Below are 25,665 nucleotides of genomic sequence, written 5' to 3'. Positions count from 1 at the left end.
TCATGAGTTCAATCGTCGCAATCAAAGGTTTTAATGACATTCTCCCAACGCAAACCCCAGCATGGAGACGTCTTGAACAGCATCTATCCGGTTTGATGGATGCCTATGGCTATCAACAAATCCGTTTGCCGATGGTTGAACAGACCAATCTGTTCAAACGTTCAATTGGTGATGCAACGGATATCGTTGAAAAAGAAATGTACACTTTCCTGGACAAGGGTAATCCACCTGAGTCTTTGACCCTGCGTCCTGAAGGGACTGCGGGCTGTGTACGTGCCATGCTGGAGCATAACCTGCTGCGTGGGGCAACACCGAAAGTGTGGTATATCGGACCAATGTTCCGTTATGAAAAACCACAAAAAGGCCGTTACCGCCAGTTCCACCAGTTTGGCGTGGAAACTTTTGGTGTGGCGACTCCTGATCAGGATGCTGAACTGATTCTGATGACTGCACGTCTGTGGAAACGTATGGGCGTGGCTGACAAGGTACAGCTGGAACTGAATACTTTGGGTGAGTCAGACGAACGTGCGAATTACCGTGCGGCATTAGTGGATTTCCTGCAAGCGCATAAAGCAGATCTGGATGAAGACTCTCAACGTCGTCTGACTACGAATCCACTGCGTATTCTGGATTCTAAAGATGCCAAAACACAAAGCATCTTGGAAAATGCACCAAAACTTCACGACTTTATGGGTGAAGAAACACTGGCACATTTCAACCAGTTACAGCAATATCTGACTGATGCAGGTATTAGCTTCGTGATCAACCAAAAACTGGTGCGTGGTCTGGATTATTACAACAAAACCGTATTTGAATGGACCACGACTCATTTAGGTTCGCAAGGGACTGTATGTGCCGGCGGTCGTTATGATGGTCTGGTCGGTCAACTGAAAGGTAAGCCTGATCAGTCTGTACCTGCAGTAGGTTTTGCGATGGGTATGGAGCGTTTATTGCTTCTGCTGGAACAGGTCGAAGACAATACCCCGGTACGTGATTGTGAAGTGTTCTTGGTGGCTGATCCGGCTTCTCAAGGCAAAGCACTGGTACTGGCTGAACAGATCCGTGACCAGCTGGAAGCGGCAGGTAGCACGATTCGTCTGAAAGTCGGTTCACAAGGTTCGATGAAATCCCAGATGAAAAAAGCCGACCAGTCTGGTGCCCTGTATGCAGCGATCATTGGTGAGCGTGAGCTGGAAGCACAAACCTTCACGGTGAAAGAGCTGGCGACTGCAGAGCAATCGGAAGTAGCATTTGCTGACTTTGTGTCATTTTTCACAACTAAAATTTCTTCAAAATAATCGATAAAACATTCAGAAAGGGGCAATCGCATGAGTGCAATAAGTGATGATGATCAACTGGAAAGTTTGAAATCCTTCACCAAGAAGTATGGTTCTTCTATCATTACTGGGATTCTAGTTGCGCTGATTGCCTTTTTCGGATGGGAATATTGGCAGAAGAAAAACCTGGCGGAGTCGCAAAAGGAAACTGCCCGGGTGCAACAGTTGATGGATGAAGCTGGTGCTACACAAGGTGATGCTTTTGCTAAACTGGCAGAAACTGCTGATAAGATTGTCAAAGAAGCACCTGATTCAGCTCAGGCGATCCAGACCCAGCTGGTCATGGCGAAACTGGCCTATGATAAGCAGGATTACGCTGCGGCTGAACGTGCCCTGAAGAAAGTCGAAAATTCGAAAGTGGATGATGCGGGTCTGGTGCAGATCGTCAAATTGCGTCTGGCTTATGCACAGCTGGCACAGAAAAAATATGATGAAGCATTAAAAACTCTGGATGCGGTGACTGAGCCTGCATTCAAGGCAACCGCAGATGAAGCACGTGGAGATATCTACGTTGCCAAAAATGATATTGAAAATGCCAAAAAAGTGTATCAAAGTGCATGGGATGCCTTGGTAGAACGTAAAGAAGAACGTCAAATTTTACAAATTAAACTAGAAAGTGTAGGCGTATTGGTCGATGATCCTGAAATTGAACGCCCGATTATAGATACACAAGTGGAAGAAACTGAATGAATAGAAAATACAAACTCACCTGTGCCTTAACGGTTTTAACCCTTGCCCTTGCGGGGTGTGCGGGAAAAAGTATTAAAGTGGAAGAGGCCAAGCCGAATCCACTACCAAAACTTGCACAGGCAAAAACTCTGGTTCCTGTATTTTCCAGCAGCGTTTCTTCGACTGATGAAGCCGATCCGCTACGTTTGCGTCTAGATGCCGACAATGGCGTAGTGTTCGCGGTCAATCCAAATGGTGAAGTGACGGCTTACCAAGGCAAGCAGCGCCTGTGGCAGAAAAAAGTGACCAAAGCCGGTTTGAGCGCGGGCGTAGAAGCGGCTCAAGGTCTGGTGATCGTCGGGAATACCAAGGGGCAATTGTTTGCACTGGATCAGCAAACTGGCGAGCAACGCTGGGCAGCACAATTATCTGGCGCGGTGATTGCGCCATCACTGATTCATGCCGATCGCGTGATTAGCATTGCTAATGATGGAACTGTGTTTGCGCATGAAGCGGTCAGTGGTAAAGAAGTCTGGACTTATAAGCTGCCTAATGTACAATTCAGCCTCCGTGGTCAGGCGGCACCGGTTGCACTGGATCCACGTCATGTATTGATCGCATCTGCGAATGGCTATATTTATGCTATCGATGCTGTAACGGGGGTGCCAAAAATGCAGCGCCGTGTTGCGGTGTCTGATGGTCGCTCTGATATTCAACGTCTGAATGATATTGACGGTGAACCAGTAGTGGCTGGCCAGTTTGTGGTAACGACCAGTTATCAAGGTCAGGTGACTGTACTGGATCTGGCTTCACAGCAGATCATCTGGAGTGAAGATGCCAGCAGTATCCAGCGCCCGGAAGTGGTCGGTAATGGCGTGTTTGTAGCCCAAACGGATGGCAAAATCACGGCATATGAAATTACCTCAGGCCAGAAACTTTGGGAAAATGACCAGCTGCTGCACCGTAAGCTCAGCAATCCGGTGATGCTGGGTGGTGATCTGGTGGTGGGTGATCTGGATGGTGTATTGCACCTGATTAATCCAGCAACGGGTCAAATTATCGGCCGTTCGAAAACGTCTGGTGAAGTGCGCACACTGCGTGTGATCGACAACCAGCTCTATGTTTCGACTCGCAAGGGCGCGTATAGCATCTGGCAGAATCGTTAATTTTTCTTTGGCTTATGCTAAAATAAGCCAACCGTATTTTTGACGCGGGGTAATTGAATATTCAATGCCCCGTGTTTTTATTTATTTTAGGCTTTAATCCTATTTCCATTTTCTTCCAGAACTTTCTGATGTTCAGGCCATTTTTAGACAGCCTGATATTGAATAAAGGTTAATCTATGAAACCCGTAATTGCGCTCATTGGTCGTCCGAACGTCGGAAAATCAACCCTGTTCAACCAGATTACCAAGAGCCGTGACGCATTGGTGGCAGACTTTGCAGGTCTGACACGTGACCGTAAATATGGCGATGCCGTCTATCAAAATAAATCCTTCATTGTGGTCGATACTGGCGGTATCGGTGAAACTGAAGGTGGTATCGATTCCTATATGGCGGAGCAATCCAAAACGGCGATCCATGAAGCGGATATGATTATTTTTGTGGTCGATGCTCGTGCCGGACTATTGGCTTCTGATGAGCAGATTGCCCGTGAATTGCGTACTTTAGGTAAAAAAGTTTTCCTTGTTGCGAACAAGGTTGATGGGGTACATGCAGAAGCTGCACTGGTCGAGTTCTATAAACTGGGTATGGGCGAGCCAATGCAGGTGGCGGCAAGTCATGGTCGTGGTGTGCAGCAGATGCTTGAAGAAGTGCTGCAGGATGTGCCTGAAGATGAAAATCCGGAAGAACACGATGCTGATACTGGTTTGCGTCTGGCTGTAATTGGTCGTCCAAACGTGGGTAAATCGACGTTGGTCAACCGTCTGCTTGGCGAAGACCGTGTGGTGGCCTTTGACCAACCCGGTACGACGCGTGACTCGATTTATATTCCGTTTGAGCGTGATGGCCGTAAATACACCCTGATTGATACTGCAGGTGTGCGTCGTAAAGGTAAAGTGGATGAAATGATTGAGAAATTCTCAATCGTAAAAACTTTACAGGCGATGAAAGATGCCCATGTTGTGGTGATCGTGGTCGATGCACGTGAAGGCATCGTCGAGCAAGACTTGCATTTAATCGGTTATGCGATTGAAGCGGGGCGTGCCATCGTGATTGCGATCAACAAATGGGACAACATGTCTGAATATGATCGCAAGCAGTGTAAGCTGGATGTGGAACGACGCTTCGACTTTATCCCATGGGCGAAGATTCACCTGATTTCAGCACTGCATGGTACAGGGGTAGGTGACTTGTATCCTTCAATTCACCGTGCTTATGAATCTTCGCATTTAAAAGTTTCACCTGCAAAAATTACCCAGATATTGCAGGATGCTGTAGAAGCGCACCATCCACCGAAAGTACAGGGTCGTTCGATCAAAATGCGTTATGCCCACATTGGTGGGCAAAATCCACCGACGATTGTGATCCACGGTAACAAGGTGGATAAAACCCCTGCGGATTACCGCCGTTATCTGGAAAACGTATTTCGTAAGGTCTACAAGCTGGAAGGTACGCCAGTCAAAATTGAATTTAAAACTTCGGAAAACCCGTTTGAAGGTCGTAAGTCGAAAGTGGATGAACGTACTGCTGCGCGTCGTCGCCGTTATGTGCAAAAATTTAAAAAAGCCGAGAAGAAATTCAAACGAGGTTAAGTTGTGTTTGATTCAAAAAAGCCTGCAGATGCAGGCTTTTTTATTATTGACAGATTTTAATGTATATAACATGGTCAAAACCATGGTAGGTCTTTTACAATCAGGTTTAATCTATTTTTATTCCAAGAGTGACTGTGTCCAGACCACTTCAAATTGATATCTATCCGCTGATTCAGAATTCAGGCCTAGACCGTCGGGCACAGGTGGTTGCACGTAAGATTGAAGTGGCACAGCTCCGTAATTATTGTCTGTCACGCTATTTTCATCTGGAAATTCAAGACCCAGATATTGTTCGTACTGATTTTGGGAAGCCGTATCTGAAAGCTCATCCTAGACATGCATTTAATCACAGTCATAGTCGGAATTTTTATGCGATGGCGATGAGCCAGCGCATCCAGAATCTTGGGGTAGATATTGAAGAACTCAGCCGTAAAGTCCGTTTTCAAGCACTAGCTGAACATGCCTTTCATCCCGAAGAATTCAAAATTTGGCAGTCACTGGATTATGATCCGGAATACTGGTTTAAGGTATGGACGACCAAGGAAGCGGTACTCAAAGCCAATGGTCTCGGGATTCGGATCAATCTAAATGAGCTGAATACCCATGTACATCCAAATCAAGATGGTGGGATGTGTGCTCTGCAGGGTTTAGGTACCTATGCCTATCAAAATTACCGGATTGATGCATGTATGTTGAGTGTGGCCTGGCAGGCTGAGCAATCCTGCCGTGGATTTAGCTTCCCTCCGATTCAGATCTATCAGCATTCTGCCCAGTATAATCTTTAAAACACTTTAGAATTTCCGGGCAATCCAAAGATTAGTAAGCCGATTGATAAACTGAGGACTTATTTTGGAGAGCTGGAATAAAAACTGGCTTCTAAAACCAACCGGACGGTGAGTCGGGGTTAGCAGATGATCCTTGCGCTGCACCAGATTTAAGATATCTAAAGCGACATCTTCCGCATTCAGATGCACTCCCATTTTTTTGATACTTTCTGCCTGCATGTCATGCACCATGGCGGTATGCACAAATAGTGGCATCACATCCATCACCCGGATACCATATTTTTGCCATTCAATATCCAGGCTCTCCGTGAGACCGCGTACGCCAAATTTACTGGTAGAGTACACTGCTAAATCGGCCTGTCCATAAATCGCAGAAGCGGAGGATAGGTTAATCACTCTAGCAAAGGATGCACGTTTTAAAAAAGAAAAAGCAGCATGACAGCCGTTCATCATGCCCTTGATATTGATATCGATGGTGCGGTGGTGGGCTTCTATGGGGATCTGTTCAAAATTTCCGGAATACAGCACGCCGGCATTATTCACCAGAATGTTAATCTCCCCGGCCCAATCTTCAAACTCATTTAACGCCGTTTGCCATGAATCATACTGAGTTACATCCAGATAACCTGCACGAGCATGCGAACCAAGCTTTGCAGCGAGTTGTTCAGCCAGTGTGGTATTTAGGTCATAGATGCCGACTTTGTAGCCCTGATGGCAAAATAAACGTGCAACCGCGGCGCCAATTCCTTGTGCTGCACCACTAATAAGGATACTGTGCATTTTATTGGTCTCCATGTTGGTTATTTTTATTCACTGCTTTCAAGCATACCAAACATTGAGGACCAAGAGATTTCTGGTCCGGTCAAAGAAAGAGGTTGTCAGGTGGAACAATTACTAAGCATCATGCGTGAACTACGTGCAAAATGTCCTTGGGATCGGCAGCAGACTCCGGAATCCTTGACCCGTTATGCGATTGAAGAAGCTTATGAGGTTGAAGCAGCCGTACGTTCTGGCAAGGCAAATGAAGTGCGTGATGAACTTGGTGATCTGTTGTTGCAGGTGGTATTCCAGTCGCAGATGTACAGCGAGCAAGGCGCTTTTGATTTTCAGGACGTAGTGCAGGCAATTACGGATAAATTGATCCGCCGCCATCCGCATGTATTTCAGGCGGAGCAGCTTTCCAAACTCAGTCCAGAAGATGTCTCCGTGTTATGGAAAGAAATCAAAGCCAAGGAAAAACAGGGCAAGGCACGTTCGCGACTGGATGAAGTCAAGTATGCCCCGGCACTGGTACAGGCAGATGAAATTCAGAAAAATGTGGCAAAAATTGGCTTTGATTTTCCCGATGTTGCAGGTGCCATGGACAAGCTTGCAGAAGAGCTGGAAGAATTTAAACAAGCCTTGATGGGGCAAAATTCCGACGAAATTCAGGAGGAATTTGGCGACTGCTTATTTTCACTGATCAATGTTGGTCGTAAACTTGGGATTTCGAGTGAGATGGCGCTGCTTGGCACCATTCATAAATTTCGCACTCGATTTGCCCTGATGGAACATCAGGCAGCAGTCCAAAACCTGAATATAGAAGACCTGTCACTGACTGAACTGGATCAGCTGTGGGAGCAGGCGAAACAAGAATTAAAACAACAGGTGAAGCATGACAAGAATTATTTATCCGGCAAAATTCCGAAGGCTGATTAGTGTTCTGATCTCCATTTTATCTGTACTGGGCGGTAGTTTGTCTTTTTCTACTGCCCAAGCTGAAAACTATGCTGACTGGAAGGTCAGACAAGAACAGCATGATGCCCGCTTAAAACAGCAGCAGTCTACTCAGCAGATGAATCCGTCCAATCATTATTTAAGCAAGCCGACACTGTCGACTGTTTCGAATGCAGACAAAATCAGGCTGAATTCTGCAACGGCTGAACAGTTGCAACAGTTACATGGTATTGGTCAGAAGAAAGCTGAAGCGATCATTGAATATCGCAATACCCATGGCAAGTTTAAACGTATTGAAGATATACAGTTGGTGAAAGGGATTGGCCCGGCATTATTTGCCAAAAATCAGGCCCGGCTGGCGCTGTAAACAGTCTGAATCTAAGGTGAAAGCTCAATCAAGCATAATCTGAGGATTGACATAATCAAATTGCCCTTTAGCCGTGTAAGCGATATGATTAGCGTCATCTTAGAATTTTACGTTCAGACGTAGGAGACAGCGTCTTTTGCAAACTTTGCGCGCGTCAAAATGTGGTTTATCAACCGCTCAATTACCTTCTTATATCCTCGATGTGATTGATGCCTTAACCAAGGCTGGCTATGAAGCTTATATTGTTGGTGGTGGTGTCCGGGATCTGATGTTGGGACTCAATCCCAAGGATTTCGATGCTGTCACTAATGCGACTCCCGCTCAGGTCAAAGAAGTATTCGGACGACGTTGCCGGATTATCGGACGTCGTTTTGAGCTTGCTCATGTCTATTCTGGTCGAGAACTGGTCGAAGTGGCGACTTTCCGTGCACCACCGAAAAAAGCCGTGACTTCAGCGCAGGGTATGATCCTGCGTGACAATAACTGGGGTACCATTGAGCAGGATTTTGCGCGCCGCGATTTTTCCATTAATGCGCTGTATTACCAGCCACGCAAAGGCATCGTGCTGGATTTCTGTAATGCGATTGACGACATCAAGCATAAGACTTTGCGTCTGTTAGGTGATCCGGCACTGCGTTTTGAGGAAGACCCCGTGCGGATGCTGCGTACCTTACGTTTTGCAGCCAAGCTGAACTTCAGTATTGACCCAGCGATTCTGGACATGTTTACTCCGGAAATGACCCAGTTGCTGCGCGATGTGTCTCCGCACCGTTTGTATGATGAGTCTCAAAAGCTGTTCACCATGGGCCATCTGCAACGCGTACTGCCAATGCTGATCGATTTTGGTATTTGGCGTCAGCTGTTTGCGGATATTAAACCGGAAATATCACCATTCATTGAATTGGCTGCCAAGAATACCGATCAGCGCATTTCAATTGGTAAAACCATCAATCCAGCATTCTTCTATGCGGTGTTGCTGTGGAAGCCATTCCTGGAACGTTGCGATTTTTACCTAGGCAAAGGGGTAGTGCCTGCCGAAGCACGTGCTCAAGCTGGTCTGGATGTGTTAAAGCGTCAGGCAACACGTACCATTATTCCGCGCTTTGCTGAAACTTTTATTCGTGAAGTTTGGGAAATGCAAACCCGTCTGCTGAATCCAAAACCGCAGCAGATTGAAGCTCTATCGGGTCATGCACGTTTCCGTGCTGGGTTTGACTTCCTGTTGCTGCGTGAAAAGTCTGGCGATGAAACTGCGCAAAGCATGGGCAGCTGGTGGGATGCTTATCAGCAGATGACGGCAGATGAGAAAGAACGTGCCATTGCACAATATAACCGTCAGCGTGCCAAGAGCCGTCGGAAGGCTACTCAGGAAGAGCATTTGGAACAACGTCTGGCTGCTCAGGAAACAGCTGAAATTGAACCGTTGGTGAATGAACCCGAACCACGTAGCCGTCGTGCCCGTAAGGCCAAAATGGAAGCCGCGGCTAAACCGGTTTCTCATGCTGCAGCCAGCAGTAGTGGTGAGATCGGTCCAGATCATCCCATTCTGAAACGCAAACGTATACAGCGTGATTTAAGTCAGGTTGTTTTTGGGCCGACACAATGATTACAACTTATATCGGTTTAGGCAGTAATCTCGGGGATTCTCGTCAGATTCTGGCAGATGCAGTACATAAGCTAGCCACTTTAGGGTGGGTAAGAGTTTCTCATTTGTACCAGAGCCCACCGATGGGGCCACAAGACCAGCCGAACTATCATAATGCGGTGGCAGAGTTGATTACGGATCTGACGCCTTTGGAGCTGCTCGATCGTTTACAGGCTTTTGAGCAGGAAGCTGGCCGGGTGCGTCTACGTCATTGGGGGGAACGCACCTTAGATCTGGATCTGCTCATCTATGGGGATGAACGTATCCAAAATGAGCGTTTAACTGTGCCACATGTCGGTGTGTTGGAACGCGATTTTGTATTATTGCCACTACTGGATCTGAATGCTGATTTTCAGCTCAATGGACAAGCATTAAAACATCTGGACATCGTAAAACAATCGACCCTCACGGTACTGGATCGTACCAACTGGGCGAATCTTTAATTTTTTAGTTATTGGCATGTTCGCAAGAACTTCAATTTAGAGAGGAACACCTTCATGATCAGTCTGAGTGACTTAAGACGATTCAAGGCGGACGGCCGCAAATTCTCCTGCCTGACCTGCTACGATGCCAGTATGGCCAAAGCCATGGAAATCGCCGAAGTAGATAGCATTCTGATCGGAGATTCCTTGGGGATGACGATTCAAGGGCATGATTCTACCTTGCCGGTGACAGTAGCTGATATGGCCTATCATACCGCTGCAGTGTGTCGTGCGAACCAGCATGCCTTTATCCTGACGGATCTGCCATTCATGAGCTATGCCACCTTGAATGATGCATTGCAAAGTGCACGTATGGTGATGCAGGCCGGTGCGCAGATGGTCAAGCTGGAAGGCGGTGCCTGGCTGGCTGAAACGGTGCAGGTCATGACCCGTAACGGTATTCCAGTCTGTGTACATTTAGGTTTAACTCCACAATCTGTGAACGTGTTCGGTGGTTATAAACTGCAGGCACGTAGTCGTGCGGCTGCAGATCAGCTAATTGCTGACTGTAAGGCAGTGGTGGAAGCTGGCGCAGCTTTACTGTTGCTGGAATGTGTGCCTGCACAGCTGGGTAAAGAAGTGGCTGAACTGTTTCCAGACATTCCTGTGATTGGCATTGGTGCCGGTGCGGATACTGATGGTCAGGTACTGGTGGTACAGGACATGCTGGGTCTGAACTTCGGCCATACTGCCAAATTTGTACGTAACTTTATGCAAGAACAATCAGGTGCCAATGCAATCCTGGATGCATTCAAGGCTTATCATGCAGCTGTATTAGATGGCTCATTTCCTGCACCTGAACATACCTTCCAGGTTGAGTTATAAGATGAAAACAGAAACAACAATCCAAGGTTTAGCAGCATCGTTAAATCCGGCGCGTTCAGCACGTAAGATCATCGGCTTTGTACCGACCATGGGTAATTTGCATCAAGGTCACCTCAACCTGGTGCGTGAAGCGCGTAAGCTGTGTGATGTGGTCGTGGTCAGTATTTTCGTCAATCCAATCCAGTTTGGACCAAATGAAGACTTCGATAACTATCCGCGTACGCTAGACCAGGATCAGCAATTGCTGGCTGAAGTGGGTTGTGACATTGTCTTTGCACCAACCGTGGAACAGATGTATGGCAATAAGCCACGTCTGACCAATATCAGCGTGTCGGATATCACCAATGACCTGTGTGGTTTACAACGTCCGGGCCATTTTGATGGTGTAGCGGTCGTTGTGACTAAATTGTTTAACATCGTTCAGCCAAACTATGCTTTCTTTGGTGAAAAAGATTACCAGCAGCTGGCGGTAATCCGTCAGTTTGTACAGGACCTGAATATTCCGCTGGAAGTGATTGGTGTGCCAATTGCTCGTGCGGAAGATGGTCTGGCTTTAAGTTCACGTAATGGTTACCTGTCTGAAGCAGAACGTCAGACTGCACCGACCATTTACCGTAGCCTGAAAGCTGCTGAACAGCAGTTGCATGAAGGTGCGACTCTGGATGCTGCACTGGCAGGTATTCGTCAGACGCTTACCGACGCCGGTTTCGTAGTGGATTACGTGGAAGCACGTACTCCAGAACTGCAAAAAATTGATGAGTTTAATCAGGATGTGGTGCTATTCATCGCCGCTAAACTGGGCAAGACTCGTTTGATTGACAATCTGCAGGTAAAATACTCTGCATAATCATAGAAAGGATCGCAGTGCATGAAGCGCATACTGATCGTCACAGGACAATCCGGTTCAGGTAAATCCTCTGCTTTGCAGGTGCTAGAAGATCTGGGCTATTACTGTATCGATAATTTGCCGCTAGCATTGCTGCCTGAAATTGTTGCCAAGCTGGATCAGGAAAATAGCTTGGAACAGTTAGCCTTGGGTGTGGATGTCCGTAGTACCCGTGCCGATCTGCAAGAGTTTGATCATGTCTTTGAACAGCTACAGAAACATGGCACGGTGGATGTGATTTACCTGACCACACAAGATCAGGAACTGATTGCACGTTTCAGTGCCTCGCGCCGTCCGCATCCATTATCAGGGCGCTTTAACAGTCTGGCGCAGTGTATTGAAGAAGAAAAACTGTTGCTGCTACCGATCCAGATGCGTTCGACTGTGCATATTGATACCACAGACAAGAGTGTGCACGACCTGAAGCATACCTTGCTGCACAAGCTGGGCCAGACCGATAACCTAATCGTAATTCTACAATCCTTTGGCTATAAGCATGGCATTCCCTTAGATGCGGATTATGTGTTTGACATACGCCATCTGCCAAACCCGCACTGGGATCTGGAGCTGCGTAAATATTCTGGACTGGATCAACCCGTCCAGATATTCCTGGAACAGAGTGAACAGGTTGAGGAAATGTTCCTGGATATTTACCACTTTTTGGACAAATGGTTACCGGCATTTGCAGAAGGGCATCGTCACTATATTACTGTGTCGATTGGTTGTACCGGCGGTCAGCATCGTTCTGTTTATATTGTGGATAGACTAAAAAAAGCGCTTGAGGCAAAATGGTCTGTTCAAGTCCTCCACCGAGAAATGAAGCACTGGTCATGATTGATACGACTGTTGACGTAATTAACAAACTGGGTTTACATGCGCGTGCATCAGGCAAGCTGATTGAAGTTACTACCAAATTTCGTTCCAATATCCAGATTGGAAAGGGTGACAAGCTTGTTGATGCAAAAAATATCATGTCCTTGCTCATGCTGGGTGCTGGGAAGGGGACAACTTTACGCCTGGTGCTGGATGGAGCAGATGAGGAAAAAGCCTTGTCTGAAATCCAGGCACTGTTTGCAGCAAAATTTTACGAGGCAGATTAATCGTGGCACGTCGACCGCACAGTTTTACTGAAGAAGACTTTGAATCTTTAGAAGGACGTGCAAGTAAAACCGAACAGAAAAAAGCTGTCCAGCGAATGGCAGCTTTAGGCGCACAGCTTGCAGAGCTGAGCGTCAAACAAATTCAAAATTTGCCTGTCGAGGAGCGTCTGATTGATGCGTTACTTGATGTGCAGACCATTACTTCCAATGAAGCACGCCGTCGCCAGTTTCAGCGTATTGGTAAACTTCTGCGTAATGAAGATGAAAATGTGATCCTGTCTTATCTGACCCCGAAACAGGGGTTGAAAAAGACCGCACAATTACAACGTTGGACAGATCGTCTGATCAAAGATGGTGATCCTGCGATTAATGAATTTACCAAAATTTATAATGCGACGGAGCGTCATACTTTGCGTCAGCATGTGTTACGTGTACATCGCGATATCAAGAATCAGTTACCAGAAGAAGAGCTGGCAGCATCACGTCAGAAGCTGTTTAACTATGTACAGCAGGTGGCGCTGATTTCAGATAACTGATGCAAAATGGATGAATATTAAAGCGGCTTTTCGAGGTCGCTTTTTTTATGGGTATGAGATATAGATTGATCCGAAAAAAGAATTTTAATGCAATCTAAAAAGCATATCCCGAAACAAAGTAAAGCGGTTGAAGAGACCTGTAGCGGCTGTTTACAAATAAAGAAACTTAAATTCCGACCAGTCTCCAAGAAATTGGTAGATTTTGCCACTCAGTTGCTCTGTTCTTTACAAGAAATACACACAGAACAAAATACATTAATTTCAGAATTTATTTAAAGTGAACAATCATTTAAAAGAAAAAATTGGAGAAAATCAAAATAGCGTTGAAAAGTGAATTATAAGGCTGATTTTATAAATAGTGTTTTAAATCCGCCATTTTAGCGGTTTTAGTTAGAACTATAGAATAAATGATACATGCTGAGCTAGTGCTTATCATGCTGCTGTGGTACAAAAAATAATCATGATGTGGACATGCTCGTTAGTTTACAAATAACAGGTAATTTCAAACTTGTTTTACAATTTTTAAAGAAAAAACACGCTGATACGTAGTTAAATGTAAGCTAATAACTTGGTCTTGATGTCAGATTATGTCGTTGAGACAATATAAATACTTTGTTATTGATTGTATAAATTTGGTCGAATAAAAAAAACCATGTGAGGCAGAGATGAAGCTTAACCTTTTGGAGATAGGTCAAAATACTGAACAGCTCAGCTCGTGCCGCCTGTCTCTGATTTTGGGTGTCCATACTAGTAATAACCTGATTCATACTTTTTCTAAGGTCGCACGTCGGTTGCTCAAGGTAGATAAATGCCTGCTGGGTTTTCATAAAGAGCCTTATATCTGGTATACCACTAACACTGGCTTTTGGGGTTTTGAAACACCGCCAGATTTGAATCTGCTGAACTATCTGCAAAATGACATCTATCTGGATCGCACACATCCCGTCTATGCCGAGATGTCAGAATATTTGCGGACTCATGGGGTCGAACATCAGCGTTTCATTTCTTTTAATCTCAAAGTCAATGAAACCCATTCAATTGGCCATGTAGTTTTTTTTGATGACCAACAGGATGCTTTTGAAGCAGAAGACATCAATCTGGTGCAAGAGTTTGCTGATGGACTGGTTGGCTTGATTCGCCTGCATGAAGACTATAATGAACTAAAAGAATTATACGAACAGCAATGTGCGATGAATTTCAGCAAGACCAAGTTCTTCCAGATCATCGCACATGATTTACGTGCACCATTCCATGGCCTGCTTGGGTTTTCTGAAGTGTTGGCAGAAGAGCGGGATACATTGGATGAATCCAGTATTCAGAGTATTACGGAATACTTATATGACAATGCAAAATCGACCTATAATCTACTGGAAAGTCTGCTGACATGGGCGATGGCTGAAGGTGGACGCTTTGTCTATCATCCAATTAATTTTGAGTTAAAGCAGTCCAGTAAAATTGTCTGTGACGTACTAAAAAGTCTGGCCTTGAACAAGAAAATTGCCTTGATCGATCGGATTCCTGAAGGAGTTAAAGTCAATGCCGATATCAATATGATTACCTCGGTGTTGCAAAACTTGGTCTCCAACGCGCTGAAATTCACCCCGACCAATCAGGAAGGGCAAGTCATTTTGTACGCCGAAGCTGAAGATGAACTGGTGAGAATCCAGGTGCAGGATACCGGCCTAGGCATGACTGAGGAACAGATGAAGAATCTGTTCAAGCCAGATCTGGTGGTGAGCGTTAAAGGTACCGCGGAAGAAAAAGGTGCAGGTCTTGGTCTGGTCCTGTGTAAGCGCTTTGTGGATCTGAACCATGGTCAGATTTATGTTGATTCTAAGGAAGGTCAGGGTACCACATTCACAGTATTACTCCCGAAAGCGACTAATGAACATCAGGCTTTGGCCGTACCTGAACCTGCTGCCGTTCAAAAAGTACAGAATTAATTTCTCTCCAAGCATTCCCAGTCCAGTCAGTCTCCTGTTATAACTAGAAAAAATATGACAGGGGACTGGACTGAAAATGAATCAAGCACAATTGCAGAAAACCTTAAGGGCAAGCCAATATGCTGAACAGGTATTGTCCAAATATGTGGCTTTGCTGGAACAGGATTATGCGGTTGATCATTTTCAGGGTGGACTCAGTACTGAACAAATTAATCAATATGTCACGGAAACTTTGGCAGGTCTGAGTGATGAAGCCGAATGGATGAGTGCGCTACGCATTCTGCGTGACCGTCTGATGTTCCGCTGGATCTGGCAGGATGCCAACCAGATGATTGAAGTGATGACTCTGACAAAGGAGCTGTCTGATTTTGCCGATGCAGCTATTTGTGCAGCGAAAGATTTTGCCCGGATTCCTCTGGTAGAAAAATATGGCCAACCGATTGGCTATAACGGCAAGGTGCAAGACCTCATTGTCATTGCCATGGGCAAGCTGGGTGCGCAGGAACTGAATTTATCCAGCGATATCGACTTGATCTTTGCTTTTGATGAGCAGGGGGAAACCGATGGTCGTAAATGTATTGATGTGCAAGAGTTCTGTATTCTTTGGGGGCAGAAACTGATTTATCTGCTGGATCATATTACGGCAGATGGTTTTGTGTTCCGTGTGGATATGCGTTTACGTCCGTGGGGCGATGGCTCTCCACTGGTGATCAGCCATATGGCGCTAGAAAAATACCTGAGCCAGCACGGCCGTGAATGGGAACGCTATGCCTGGATCAAGGCGCGGATCGTCAATCCAAGTCGAGAAGGGCATGACCTATTGGAAATGACCCGTCCTTTCGTGTTCCGTCGCTATGTGGATTACAGCGCTTTCGCTGCCATGCGTGAAATGAAAGCCATGATCCAGCGTGAAGTACAGCGCCGCAATATTGAAGATGATATCAAGCTCGGCGCTGGCGGGATCCGTGAAGTTGAGTTTATCGTTCAGGTCTTTCAGCTGATTTATGGTGGTTCCAAGCTGGAATTGCAGGATAGGCAGTGTTTAGTCAGCTTACGACATCTGGTCAATGCGGAGCTGCTGGATGCACAGGCGGTAGACGACCTGGAAGATGCTTACCTATTCCTGCGCCGGGTTGAGCATGCCATTCAGGCGCTGAATGACCAGCAGACCCAGTCTTTGCCAACAGAAGATGAGCCACGTCAGCGCATTGTCGATACGCTCGGTTTTTCTAGTTGGGATGACTTCATGCAGGTATTGAACCAGAAGCGTGCCAAGGTCATTTATCAGTTTGAACATTTGATCAAGGAAAGTGGCCCGGAAACCCAGGTCTCCAATTTTTCCCAGCTGGAACAGCAACTGAATCAGGTATTGGATGAAGATTCGCGCAATCTGGTGCATGAATTCTGGAACAGTAATACCCTGAAAAAACTGCCGGTCAAAGCCATGCAGCGCCTGAAGACTTTCTGGCCTTATCTAATTGAAGCGATTTTACAATCTGATCAGCCACAGACTGCCCTGATTCGTTTGATGCCATTAGTAGAGTCGGTACTGCGTCGTACGGTCTATCTGGTGATGCTGATTGAAAGCAAAGGCGCATTGCAACGTCTGGTCAAAATGGCGACAGTGAGTCCATGGATTTGTGAAGAGTTGACCCATTATCCAGTCCTGCTGGATGAATTCCTGTCGATGGATTTTGAGCTGCCAAAGCGTAAGGATCTGGAAGATTCATTACGTCAGCAGTTGCTGCGTATCGAGATTGATCAGGTCGAAGACCAGATGCGGATTCTGCGCCTGTTTAAAAAATCCAATGTCTTGGCAGTTGCTGCCAGTGATGTGCTGGCGGAAAGCCCATTAATGAAAGTCTCCGATGCCCTTACTGAGATTGCTGAAGTTTCTGTGAATGCCGCACTGCATCTGGCTTATCAGATTGTGGCGAAAAGGCATGGTTTCCCGCTGGATGCTGAAGGGCTGCGTTGTTCGATCGATCACACTGCCTTTGTGGTGATCGGATATGGTAAAGTAGGAGGAATCGAACTCGGGTATGGTTCGGACCTAGACTTAGTGTTTATTCATTATATGGATGAACAGGCGGATACGGATGGCCAGAAGCCGATCAGTGGTTTTGAATTTGCCATGCGTGTGGCACAAAAATTCATGTCATTGATGACGACGCAAACCCTGGATGGACGTGTTTATGAGATTGATACGCGTCTGCGTCCATCTGGAGAAGCAGGTCTGCTGGTCACTAGTCTAAAAGCATTTGAACATTATCAGTTTAAGAGCGCTTGGCTATGGGAACATCAGGCCTTGGTACGTGCTCGCTCGATTGCAGGAGATCTGCAGCTACGCCAGAAATTCGAAACTTTGCGCTGTGATGTATTGACCCAGAAACGGGATATCAATCATGTACGTGAAGAAGTACTGAAAATGCGCCAGAAAATGAAAGACCATCTGGGTTCTTCAAAAGAGCAGAAAAAAGATGGGATTTTTCATTTAAAACAGGACGCAGGTGGTATCGTAGATATCGAATTTATGGCACAGTATGCAGTATTGGCTTGGAGTGGGGCGAATAAAGATCTCGCTCATTACTCTGACAACGTAAGAATCCTTGAGGATGCCGCAAAATCAGGTTGCTTATCCAGCGACGATGCGACTGCTCTGATTCAAGCTTATCTCCGTGAACGCGCTGAGAGCCATCGTTTAGCCCTTGCAAATCAATCCATGCAAGTGTCTGCAAGCGACTGGCACGATACCCGAAAGACCGTTTGCAAGTTATGGCAAAGACTGATTGATCCAAGTGCAGTATTTGCACTGGATAGTGAATAATTGTGAAAAATTGGAGTTTGTGGCATGAATTTGGCTGATCGTGATGGTTTCATTTGGCAAGACGGACAACTCGTAGACTGGCGTGAGGCGAAAACTCACGTATTAACACATACCTTGCACTACAGCATGGGCGTGTTCGAGGGTGTCCGTGCTTATGAAACCCCGAATGGCACGGCTATTTTTCGTCTGAAAGAACACACCAAACGTTTACTTAATTCTGCAAAGATTTATCAAATGAAAGTTCCATTTGATCATGCAGCATTAGAACAAGCTCAAATTGATGTCGTTCGTGAAAACAAGTTAGCATCTTGCTATATCCGTCCAATTATTTTTATTGGTTCTGAAAAATTGGGTATTGCTGCAACTGATAATACCATTCATGCAGTGGTTGCTGCATGGAGCTGGGGTGCTTACCTGGGTGAAGATGCGATGGCGAAAGGTATTCGCGTAAAAACTTCATCATTTACGCATCACCATCCAAACGTGACTATGTGTAAAGCCAAAGCTTCTGGTAACTACACACTATCTATTTTGGCACACCAAGAAGTAGCACAGGCGGGTTATGACGAAGCAATGCTGCTAGATCCACAAGGTTATGTGTGCCAAGGTTCTGGTGAAAACGTATTCTTGGTACGTGATGGTGTGATTCATACTCCTGATATTGCGGGTGGTGCACTGGACGGTATTACTCGTCAATCAATTATTACCATTGCTAAAAACCTTGGTTATGAAGTGGTTGAACGCCGTATTACTCGTGATGAATTCTACATTGCGGATGAAGCATTCTTTACAGGTACTGCTGCAGAAGTGACGCCAATCTGTGAATACGATGACCGTCAAATTGGCGAAGGTGTACGTGGTCCAATCACCACTCAAATCCAGAAAGCTTATTTTGATGCAGTTCAGGGTAAAGACCCTAAATATGCACACTGGTTAACTTACGTAAAATAAGTCAAATCGGTTAAGATGAAAGGCGAAACATGTGTTTCGCCTTTTTTGTATAAAATGAAACTTTTTATAGGTATTTAATAGTGTTTAAGTCAGCTATGCGTAGGTTTAATCTACGTATGAAAAAAAGGATGTTCAAATTCAACAAAAAACGTTGGCTATCTGAAAATAAAAAAGATTTACAAGATTTTGAAGATCAATTGTTATATAGCATGATAGAAACGCTAGAGCAGGTTGAAAAAGGCAAATCTTTAGCACGTTTTGGTGATGGTGAAATTACTCTAATCGATGGTGACGATATTGATTTTCAAAAAGCGGATCCAGAATTAGCTGCTGAACTAGTAAATATTTTAAGAAACGATGATGAGAGTTTATTGGTTTGTTTACCAACAATATTAAAGGCATGTAATGACTATGAAAAAAATTGGTGGCTAAAGTTTTGGTATGTGCGGTGGAATGATTTAAAAAATAAACTTAATTTTAACCGTCATTATGGTCATTCAATGGTGACGCGCCCAGATTTTTTTATTATGTATCCTGACAAAGCCATTGAAATGTGGAAGTCAATTTGGAATCATAAAAAAATTATTTTAATTACAGGCGAAGGATCACGATTGAATTTAGAACATCACCTATTTGATAATGCCTCAGAAAGACAAGTGATTTACTCTGTTGCAAAAAATGCATATTCAGATGTTAGTAGAGTGGTCAATAATGTTCAGAAGGTAACAGACAAAAACACTTTGATTTTAATTGCACTTGGACCTACAGGTACAGTCTTGGCAAAACGGTTTTCGGATATGGGGTATCAGGCGCTAGATATAGGCCACATCACAAGCTCATATGATGAAGCTATTCAAATGGAATCAGTATACTTCCAATAAAATATTCTATTGGAGAAGCTTCAATGCATATCGTTTATATTAGTGATGGAAAAGCAGGGCACCGATCGCAGGCTTTGGGTTTGTATAAAGCCATGCAAAGGCAATCCGAAACTAATGTGACCTTTGAAGAAGTTTCTCTTGAAAAGCTTCCAGTAGTCAGACTTTTTTTCTCGTTTGGAAAAAATCAGCATATAGCTATAAAGAATACACCTGATTACATATTTGGTGTAGGGAGTCATACTCAGCTTCGTGTTTTGCTTTTAGGCAAAGTTTTTCCAGAAGCGAAAACTGTAATTTTGATGAAGCCCAATTTGCCTTTTGCTTGGTTTAATCATGTCATTATTCCTGCACATGATGGTGTACCTGAAAAATGCAATGTAATTTTGACCCAAGGTGCTTTGAATCCCATTATAAATGAAAGACGACATCAGAAAAAACGTATTTTGATTGCACTAGGTGGTTCATCTAAACGCCATCAATGGAATGAGCAGAAAGTTTTATCTGCAATTCAGCAGATTGTCGAAAATAACCATGATGCAGATATTGTCTTAACAACTTCACGTCGAACCCCATCTGAATTTTTGCCTACCTTAAAAGAAGCACCATTTTCATCAGCACTTCAAATTTTTCCAGTTGAAGAAACACCACAAGGCTGGATTTTTGAAGAAATGCAGAAAGCCGAAGTGGTTTGGGTGACAGAAGATAGTGTCTCGATGATTTATGAAGCTTTAACCGCAGGATGTAAGGTGGGCGTGATTGAGATTGATCGGGTGAAAGATGATAGAATTACGCATTTGCTAGATCAGTTGATTGAACAGTGTACCGAACAACAAGTCTTAGGTTTACTGAATCTATCTTTAAATGAAGCAACACGAGTTGCTCAATTATTATTGAAAACATAGAGTTGTTTTTATATGAAAATTTTACATATCGCGAATTTTGGATTTAATAAACAGGGTGCACATTTTTATTGTACTGACCGGAAAATTTCCGCAGGACTGATTGAAAATGGACACTTTGTTTATGACTTTAGCTTTCGTGATATGGCTCGTATGGGTACCATTTTAAAAACTAAAAAATTAGGTGCAAATTGGGCAAATAAAGAAATACTTAAGATTGTGAATAACATCGAGCCCGATATGGTCTTAGTCGGGCATAGCGACTTGATGAGTCCTCATGTTCTTAAAGAAATCAAACAACAATTCCCCAGAACAAAGATTGCATTTTGGTATGTGGATCCACTTTATCTGGAGCAGAAGTTAGGCTTTATACGTAATTTTTCTCCATATTTAGATGCTATTTTCTGTACAACGGGTGGTGAATACCTGCAAAAATTAAAGCTGCCCCATCTAAAAGTGGCCTATATGCCAAATATTGGACATCGTAATGTCGAGGTGTTAAAACAATTTGAATCTAACACAGCGGATAAGGAATTCATTTTCTGTGGCGTGGTGTATAAAGAACCTGTGCGCGAGAAGTTTTTAACAGATTTAGCCGATACGCTAAAGAAAAATCAGGTGCACTATCAATATTATGGTTGTTTTGAACAACCAGGTGTTTATGGCAAAGGGTATTATAAAGTCTTATCTGAATCGCGAATGGGGTTGAACTATTCACGCAGAAATGATGTGACTTTATATAGCTCTGACCGGATTGTCCAGCTTACAGGAAATGGCTTGCTTACCTTTAGTCCGCGGATACCTGGGTTTGAAAAACTCTATACTGAAAATGAGATTGTTTACTTTGAAGATCAAAATGATCTCGCGGCTAAAATTAAATATTATGCTGATCATCCTGAACAAGCTAAAATGATTGCTACAGCGGGTTGGAATAAGACCCGTAACAATTATAACGCAAAGAGAATTACGCAGTTTATGATTGAAGTCACTTTTGATCAGCCATTATCTGATAACTATGAATGGTCACATGAGGTATATGCTTAATGTGGATACTATACATTTTGGTGGGTTTGGTTCTCTTTGCTGCCATACTTTATCTATTGGGTAATTATACTTTTTGGCTGCCGTTTCGCAGTGCTAATTTACCACGTGTCGTGATGTTGCATCAGGTTACCCCTCATGCAGATGCGTCCGGTATGAATATGCCGCCTGCAAAATTTGAACAACTTTTGCAGTATTTGGTGAAGAAAAAAGCAATTTTTTGTTTTGTATCTGAATTAGATCAGTACCAAGGTCAAAATAATGTCTTTGCATTATCTTTTGATGATGGCTTTCTAGATAACTATCAATATGCATATCCATTACTCAAAAAATATAATGCCAAAGCAACCATTTATCTTGCAACGCAAATTGAAGGTATTGAAAAATTAAATTCTGAACAGATTCAGGAAATGGCGAATTCAGGTGTGATTGAATTTGGCGCACATACCCAACATCACGTGAATTTATTAAAACTCACAGATGAAGATGCCTTTGCAGAAATGCAAGCATCGAAACTAGATGTGGAAGCACTGGTTGGGAAATGCCCAAGTTTTGCCTATCCATTTGGGCGTTTTAATGAAAGGCACCAACAAATGGCAAAAGACATAGGCTTTAAAAATGCAGTATCCACACGCAAGAAAGTCGAAGCCTATACAATTGATAACCAATTTAATATTCCACGCGTAAGTACACATGGGGCGATGAATGCCTTACAAATGCGTATCGCTTTAGCCAAAGGACGCTATAAATTATGATTCCTTGCAGTGTTTATATTGTGACGCTTAATTGTGGTGCGTGGTTACAGGATACACTTGAAAGTGTCAAAGACTTTACTGAGGTGGTGATTCTTGATTCGGGTAGTACAGATGATACTTATGCAATCGCTAAATCATTCTCAAATACACGCATTGCACATCAAGACTGGCTAGGTTATGCGGCTCAGAAAAGCCTTGCATTGTCGCAATGTCATCAAGATTGGGTATTGAATTTAGATGGCGATGAAGTTTTGTCGCCCGAATTAAAAGCTGAGATAGAACAGACCATTAAAGCAGATCAAATAGATGCGCTTATTACTCCGATTAATGATGTGTTTTTAGGTGTGCCTAACAGTAAGCATACGAAAAAGCATGCCAAAGTACGTTTTTTTCGAAAGTCGAAAGGGCATTATGATTTAGAAAATAAAGTCCATGAGAATGTGATTATTGATGGGCAAAGTGTTCGTGCAGAAGGTGATATTTATCACTATGGCGAATCGAGCATTTTTGTCAAAGTTGAAAAAAATAACCAATATTCCAATTTAAAAGCTGCTGAAAAATTTCAAAAAGGCAAAAAGCCAAGCTTATTAAAATTGAGTTTGGTTATGCCTGTAACCTTCTTAAAATCTTATTTTATCCGCCGTAGTTGCTTGAATGGCTGGCGTGGCTTTGTAAACAGCATGATCAATGCATTTTATGCTTTTTTAAAAGAAGCTAAATTATTTGAACAATACCAAAATGCCAAAAAAGAACAGGATAAATGATGAGAATTGTCCAAGTTTTGGCGACGAGTGGAGGTGTGGGTGGTCTAGAGCAACATACCTTCAATTTGGCTAATGAAATGTCTTTGCAACATGAAGTACACATCATTGCGCATCCATGCTACGTAGATAAATTTCATGAACGTGTGCATTTTCATGCTGTGGATTTTGCGCGTAGTCGTTGGAATATTTTTTTACTTTGGCAATTAAAAACGCTGATTAATCAGATTCAACCAGACATTGTACATGCACAAGCAGGTAAAGCCGCCGAATTAATCAGTAAAATTCGTTCTTTGTTAAAGCCTATTCACTATGTAACAACGGTGCATGGAACCAAAAAAAATAAAGCAATTTATGCGGCAGGAGATGCTGTCATTGCGGTGAGCCGAGCATTAACGCAAGGTATTCCTCAAGATAAAACACATGTGATTTATAACGGAGTTCATCCACAACCGGCACTGAGCTTAGAACACAAGCAACAACTGCAATCAGAGATTTATGCACATCACAAAACATTGGATATTTCTAAAAAAACAGTGATGTGTATTGGTCGTTTAGAACCTGTAAAAAATATTAGTTTGTTGTTGCAAGCAATGCAGGGTGTAGATGCTAATCTTTGGATCGTTGGAGATGGCTCCTTGCGTGCAAGTTTGGAAGCACAAGTGGAGCAACAGCACATGCAAAACCAAGTCGCTTTTCTTGGTTTTAGAAAAGATGCACGTGATTTAATTCAACTAGCGGATGCTGTGGTGCTGTCTTCGGATCGTGAAGGGTTCCCATTGGTGATGGTAGAAGCACTACAAGCAGATAAGACCATGGCATCTACACAAGTCAATGGGGTAGTTGAATGGCTACCGAGAGCTTATCTTGCGGAAGTTGGAAACTCAAAAGAATTACAACACGCCATTCAAAATGCTTTATCAGTGCAAGCTTTGGCGGATCTTGGGCCATTATTTGCACGTGCTAAAGCTGAATTAACTGTTCAAGCGATGACACAGCAAACACTCAAGGTTTATGAGCATTTGCTGTCAAAGTAAGAGCTTATTTTTTGGGTGAAAGGCGGATTGCATCGAGTACTACAAAATCATTTTCTGCATTGATGGTATGACAGCCATCATCCTGATCATGCCATGTAGGGAGGATGATTTCCAAAAGTTGTTCCTTGTATGCAGTTGGACTGAGTTCAAGAATTTCTTTTAACTCGATATTACCACCATAGCGTTTTAGTGAATCTTGGCTTGGTCGTACAAGTTTTCCGTTAAAGAGAAAAGGTTTTCCTGCCATTCTAAATTGTTGGTGACCTTTGCAGACAGGGTTTTGAGGATGTTCTTTCCATTCAGGATTTAAGATGTCTTCGGTGTAGAAGAGATCTAAACGATCCCCGAATTTTTTACAGTTTCGACGTGTAGATGTAAATAAATACCACATCCCTTCATGCTGAAATGGCGTGGTATCAACAGCTTCAATATTTTCAAAAAGAGTGGAATGTTTTTGCCATTTTAATGGGAACTTTGTACATTTCCATAATTCAATCGTTTTATTGGTGCTGGTTTCAGGAATCATGTACCAATCATTTTCGATTTTAAACACACATGGATAAGAAAGATGATAATCGAGTTTTAAAATGTTTTTCGGTTCTGTATAGCTTCCATCTTTAAATACTTCGATGACAGACAGAAAGCCAACGGGATGTACATCATCAACTTCTTCGAAGAAGATAAAATGTCGGTTGTTTTCTTTGGCATAGAAACAGTCTGCAAAGGTAAATTTTCGAGGTGAGTGAATTTCAAAAAGAGATTGTAGTTGCTCTTGATTGTTGATTGCTTGATTGAGCCAACCAAAGCGCATGTACCAATGAGAATCAAATTTTTTGGCTTGTTGGTTTTGTTGAAATTTATACCATTTCTTTAAAATTGTACGCATCATAAAGCAGGGTGTGGACATAAGACTATCTATCTAATTCTACATTAGATATGATTTGCACGGGATAAAAGTGGTATATTTTATGAAAACTTTCATCATCAGTATTGAAGAAGAAAATTCAGCAAGGCTGAATAAGTTTTTAAACCAACCTTTTTTTCAAAAAGATAATCTAACTTTTGAAAAAGTAGGGGTCAAAGGTGGTGATTTATCTGCGAAGGAATATTTTGAATTAGGGGTAAAAGGAAGATCACGACCACTTTCACCAAGTATGGTTGGATGTACGCTTTCTCATCTTGAAGCTATGAGGAAATTCCTTGATTCTAGTGAAGATTTTGCACTTATTTTAGAAGATGATGCAATTTTACCAAATGATTTTTCTGCTGATCTATTAGAACAACAATTAAAACAAATGCAACTTTCGCCTCAATTTTTATTTAGCATTGGCGGTATTCAAATGAAGGAATGCCGTAAAGTGCGTGGGGACATTAAAGACGCAGATTCAAATCCCAAGTGCGACACATTTGTAGTTAGTTGAAAAAGTTAGGTGTATTCATAGAATCATTAGACTTTTTCAACTCGCA

26 protein-coding genes are annotated in these 25,665 nt (G+C 43.5%); 24 read left to right on the top strand and 2 right to left on the bottom strand.

The features are described from left to right. Positions 1-2 precede the first annotated feature (2 nt). The 5 genes from hisS to GW12_RS10400 all read left to right on the top strand — a co-directional run bounded on the left by hisS (position 3) and on the right by GW12_RS10400 (position 5,546). Complete coding sequence (gene hisS / locus GW12_RS10420) at positions 3-1,298, top strand: histidine--tRNA ligase (protein ID WP_034587235.1); 1,296 nt, start codon at positions 3-5, stop codon at positions 1,296-1,298. A 30-nt stretch (positions 1,299-1,328) separates the two neighbouring features. Further along, the gene (locus tag GW12_RS10415; RefSeq protein ID WP_034587234.1) at positions 1,329-2,027 is read left to right on the top strand and encodes a tetratricopeptide repeat protein; all 699 of its coding nucleotides are present in this window, start codon (positions 1,329-1,331) and stop codon (positions 2,025-2,027) included. Continuing rightward, a complete protein-coding gene (bamB, locus tag GW12_RS10410; protein ID WP_034587226.1) occupies positions 2,024-3,172 on the top strand; it encodes an outer membrane protein assembly factor BamB in 1,149 nt (382 codons plus the stop codon). The genes GW12_RS10415 and bamB overlap by 4 nt, the downstream gene beginning before the upstream one ends. Positions 3,173-3,348: 176 nt before the next feature. Then, a complete protein-coding gene (der, locus tag GW12_RS10405) occupies positions 3,349-4,761 on the top strand; it encodes a ribosome biogenesis GTPase Der (protein WP_034587224.1) in 1,413 nt (470 codons plus the stop codon). Between the two features lie 134 nt (positions 4,762-4,895). After that, entirely contained in the window at positions 4,896-5,546 is a 651-nt protein-coding gene (locus tag GW12_RS10400; protein WP_034587222.1) for a 4'-phosphopantetheinyl transferase superfamily protein, read from the top strand. 6 nt (positions 5,547-5,552) lie between these two features. Here the strand turns inward: GW12_RS10400 and GW12_RS10395 are convergent, their stop codons facing one another. Next, on the bottom strand, positions 5,553-6,326 hold the full coding sequence (locus GW12_RS10395; protein WP_034587221.1) for an SDR family oxidoreductase: 774 nt from the start codon (positions 6,324-6,326) through the stop codon (positions 5,553-5,555). A 102-nt stretch (positions 6,327-6,428) separates the two neighbouring features. Here GW12_RS10395 and mazG point away from each other — a divergent pair, with 102 nt between their 5' ends. From mazG to GW12_RS10305, 18 genes are all read left to right on the top strand, one after another. Beyond that, positions 6,429-7,244 (top strand): nucleoside triphosphate pyrophosphohydrolase, encoded by an 816-nt coding sequence (mazG, locus tag GW12_RS10390; protein ID WP_034587258.1) that lies wholly within the window; start codon positions 6,429-6,431, stop codon positions 7,242-7,244. Then, positions 7,201-7,629, top strand: a complete 429-nt coding sequence (locus tag GW12_RS10385) for a ComEA family DNA-binding protein (protein ID WP_034587220.1) — start codon at positions 7,201-7,203, stop codon at positions 7,627-7,629. Before mazG ends, GW12_RS10385 begins: the two co-directional genes overlap by 44 nt. Before the next feature lie 136 nt (positions 7,630-7,765). Continuing rightward, positions 7,766-9,235 carry a polynucleotide adenylyltransferase PcnB gene (gene pcnB, locus GW12_RS10380; protein ID WP_034587218.1) on the top strand — a complete coding sequence of 490 codons (1,470 nt, stop codon included), beginning with the start codon at positions 7,766-7,768 and terminating at the stop codon, positions 9,233-9,235. After that, positions 9,232-9,717: a 2-amino-4-hydroxy-6-hydroxymethyldihydropteridine diphosphokinase gene (folK, locus tag GW12_RS10375; RefSeq protein ID WP_034587216.1), complete on the top strand. Its 486-nt coding sequence runs from the start codon at positions 9,232-9,234 to the stop codon at positions 9,715-9,717. Before pcnB ends, folK begins: the two co-directional genes overlap by 4 nt. Positions 9,718-9,771: 54 nt before the next feature. Further along, a complete protein-coding gene (panB, locus tag GW12_RS10370) occupies positions 9,772-10,581 on the top strand; it encodes a 3-methyl-2-oxobutanoate hydroxymethyltransferase (protein ID WP_034587214.1) in 810 nt (269 codons plus the stop codon). A gap of 1 nt (position 10,582) precedes the next feature. Next, complete coding sequence (gene panC, locus GW12_RS10365; protein ID WP_034587211.1) at positions 10,583-11,428, top strand: pantoate--beta-alanine ligase; 846 nt, start codon at positions 10,583-10,585, stop codon at positions 11,426-11,428. A 21-nt stretch (positions 11,429-11,449) separates the two neighbouring features. Next, positions 11,450-12,301 (top strand): RNase adapter RapZ, encoded by an 852-nt coding sequence (gene rapZ, locus GW12_RS10360; protein WP_034587209.1) that lies wholly within the window; start codon positions 11,450-11,452, stop codon positions 12,299-12,301. After that, positions 12,298-12,567, top strand: coding sequence for an HPr family phosphocarrier protein (locus GW12_RS10355; RefSeq protein ID WP_034587207.1), 270 nt, complete (start codon positions 12,298-12,300; stop codon positions 12,565-12,567). Before rapZ ends, GW12_RS10355 begins: the two co-directional genes overlap by 4 nt. Before the next feature lie 2 nt (positions 12,568-12,569). Next, positions 12,570-13,103, top strand: a complete 534-nt coding sequence (gene yjgA / locus GW12_RS10350) for a ribosome biogenesis factor YjgA (protein WP_034587205.1) — start codon at positions 12,570-12,572, stop codon at positions 13,101-13,103. Positions 13,104-13,768: 665 nt separating this feature from the next. After that, positions 13,769-15,046: a sensor histidine kinase KdpD gene (locus GW12_RS10345; protein ID WP_034587203.1), complete on the top strand. Its 1,278-nt coding sequence runs from the start codon at positions 13,769-13,771 to the stop codon at positions 15,044-15,046. 76 nt (positions 15,047-15,122) lie between these two features. Next, the gene (gene glnE, locus GW12_RS10340) at positions 15,123-17,873 is read left to right on the top strand and encodes a bifunctional [glutamate--ammonia ligase]-adenylyl-L-tyrosine phosphorylase/[glutamate--ammonia-ligase] adenylyltransferase (RefSeq protein ID WP_034587202.1); all 2,751 of its coding nucleotides are present in this window, start codon (positions 15,123-15,125) and stop codon (positions 17,871-17,873) included. Positions 17,874-17,897: 24 nt separating this feature from the next. Further along, complete coding sequence (locus GW12_RS10335; RefSeq protein WP_034587200.1) at positions 17,898-18,824, top strand: branched-chain amino acid transaminase; 927 nt, start codon at positions 17,898-17,900, stop codon at positions 18,822-18,824. Between the two features lie 128 nt (positions 18,825-18,952). Next, positions 18,953-19,705, top strand: a complete 753-nt coding sequence (locus GW12_RS10330; RefSeq protein ID WP_034587198.1) for a GT-D fold domain-containing glycosyltransferase — start codon at positions 18,953-18,955, stop codon at positions 19,703-19,705. A 23-nt stretch (positions 19,706-19,728) separates the two neighbouring features. Next, a complete protein-coding gene (locus GW12_RS10325; RefSeq protein WP_034587196.1) occupies positions 19,729-20,607 on the top strand; it encodes a mitochondrial fission ELM1 family protein in 879 nt (292 codons plus the stop codon). A 12-nt stretch (positions 20,608-20,619) separates the two neighbouring features. Further along, positions 20,620-21,648 (top strand): glycosyltransferase, encoded by a 1,029-nt coding sequence (locus tag GW12_RS10320; RefSeq protein ID WP_034587195.1) that lies wholly within the window; start codon positions 20,620-20,622, stop codon positions 21,646-21,648. Beyond that, positions 21,648-22,400 carry a polysaccharide deacetylase family protein gene (locus tag GW12_RS10315; RefSeq protein ID WP_034587194.1) on the top strand — a complete coding sequence of 251 codons (753 nt, stop codon included), beginning with the start codon at positions 21,648-21,650 and terminating at the stop codon, positions 22,398-22,400. Before GW12_RS10320 ends, GW12_RS10315 begins: the two co-directional genes overlap by 1 nt. Further along, on the top strand, positions 22,397-23,164 hold the full coding sequence (locus GW12_RS10310; protein ID WP_034587193.1) for a glycosyltransferase family 2 protein: 768 nt from the start codon (positions 22,397-22,399) through the stop codon (positions 23,162-23,164). Before GW12_RS10315 ends, GW12_RS10310 begins: the two co-directional genes overlap by 4 nt. Continuing rightward, positions 23,164-24,198 (top strand): glycosyltransferase, encoded by a 1,035-nt coding sequence (locus GW12_RS10305; protein ID WP_034587192.1) that lies wholly within the window; start codon positions 23,164-23,166, stop codon positions 24,196-24,198. The genes GW12_RS10310 and GW12_RS10305 overlap by 1 nt, the downstream gene beginning before the upstream one ends. A gap of 4 nt (positions 24,199-24,202) precedes the next feature. Here GW12_RS10305 and GW12_RS10300 read toward each other — a convergent pair whose 3' ends face one another. Beyond that, on the bottom strand, positions 24,203-25,087 hold the full coding sequence (locus GW12_RS10300) for a hypothetical protein (RefSeq protein ID WP_034587191.1): 885 nt from the start codon (positions 25,085-25,087) through the stop codon (positions 24,203-24,205). 79 nt (positions 25,088-25,166) lie between these two features. Between GW12_RS10300 and GW12_RS10295 the strand changes: the two genes are divergently transcribed. Further along, the gene (locus tag GW12_RS10295; protein ID WP_052127910.1) at positions 25,167-25,619 is read left to right on the top strand and encodes a glycosyltransferase family 25 protein; all 453 of its coding nucleotides are present in this window, start codon (positions 25,167-25,169) and stop codon (positions 25,617-25,619) included. The last annotated feature ends 46 nt before the right edge of the window (positions 25,620-25,665 follow it).

It is taken from the genome of Acinetobacter sp. HR7, from assembly GCF_000773685.1.
GTDB lineage: Bacteria > Pseudomonadota > Gammaproteobacteria > Pseudomonadales > Moraxellaceae > Acinetobacter > Acinetobacter thermotolerans.
This window is presented reverse-complemented; position numbering and strand designations above follow the sequence as displayed.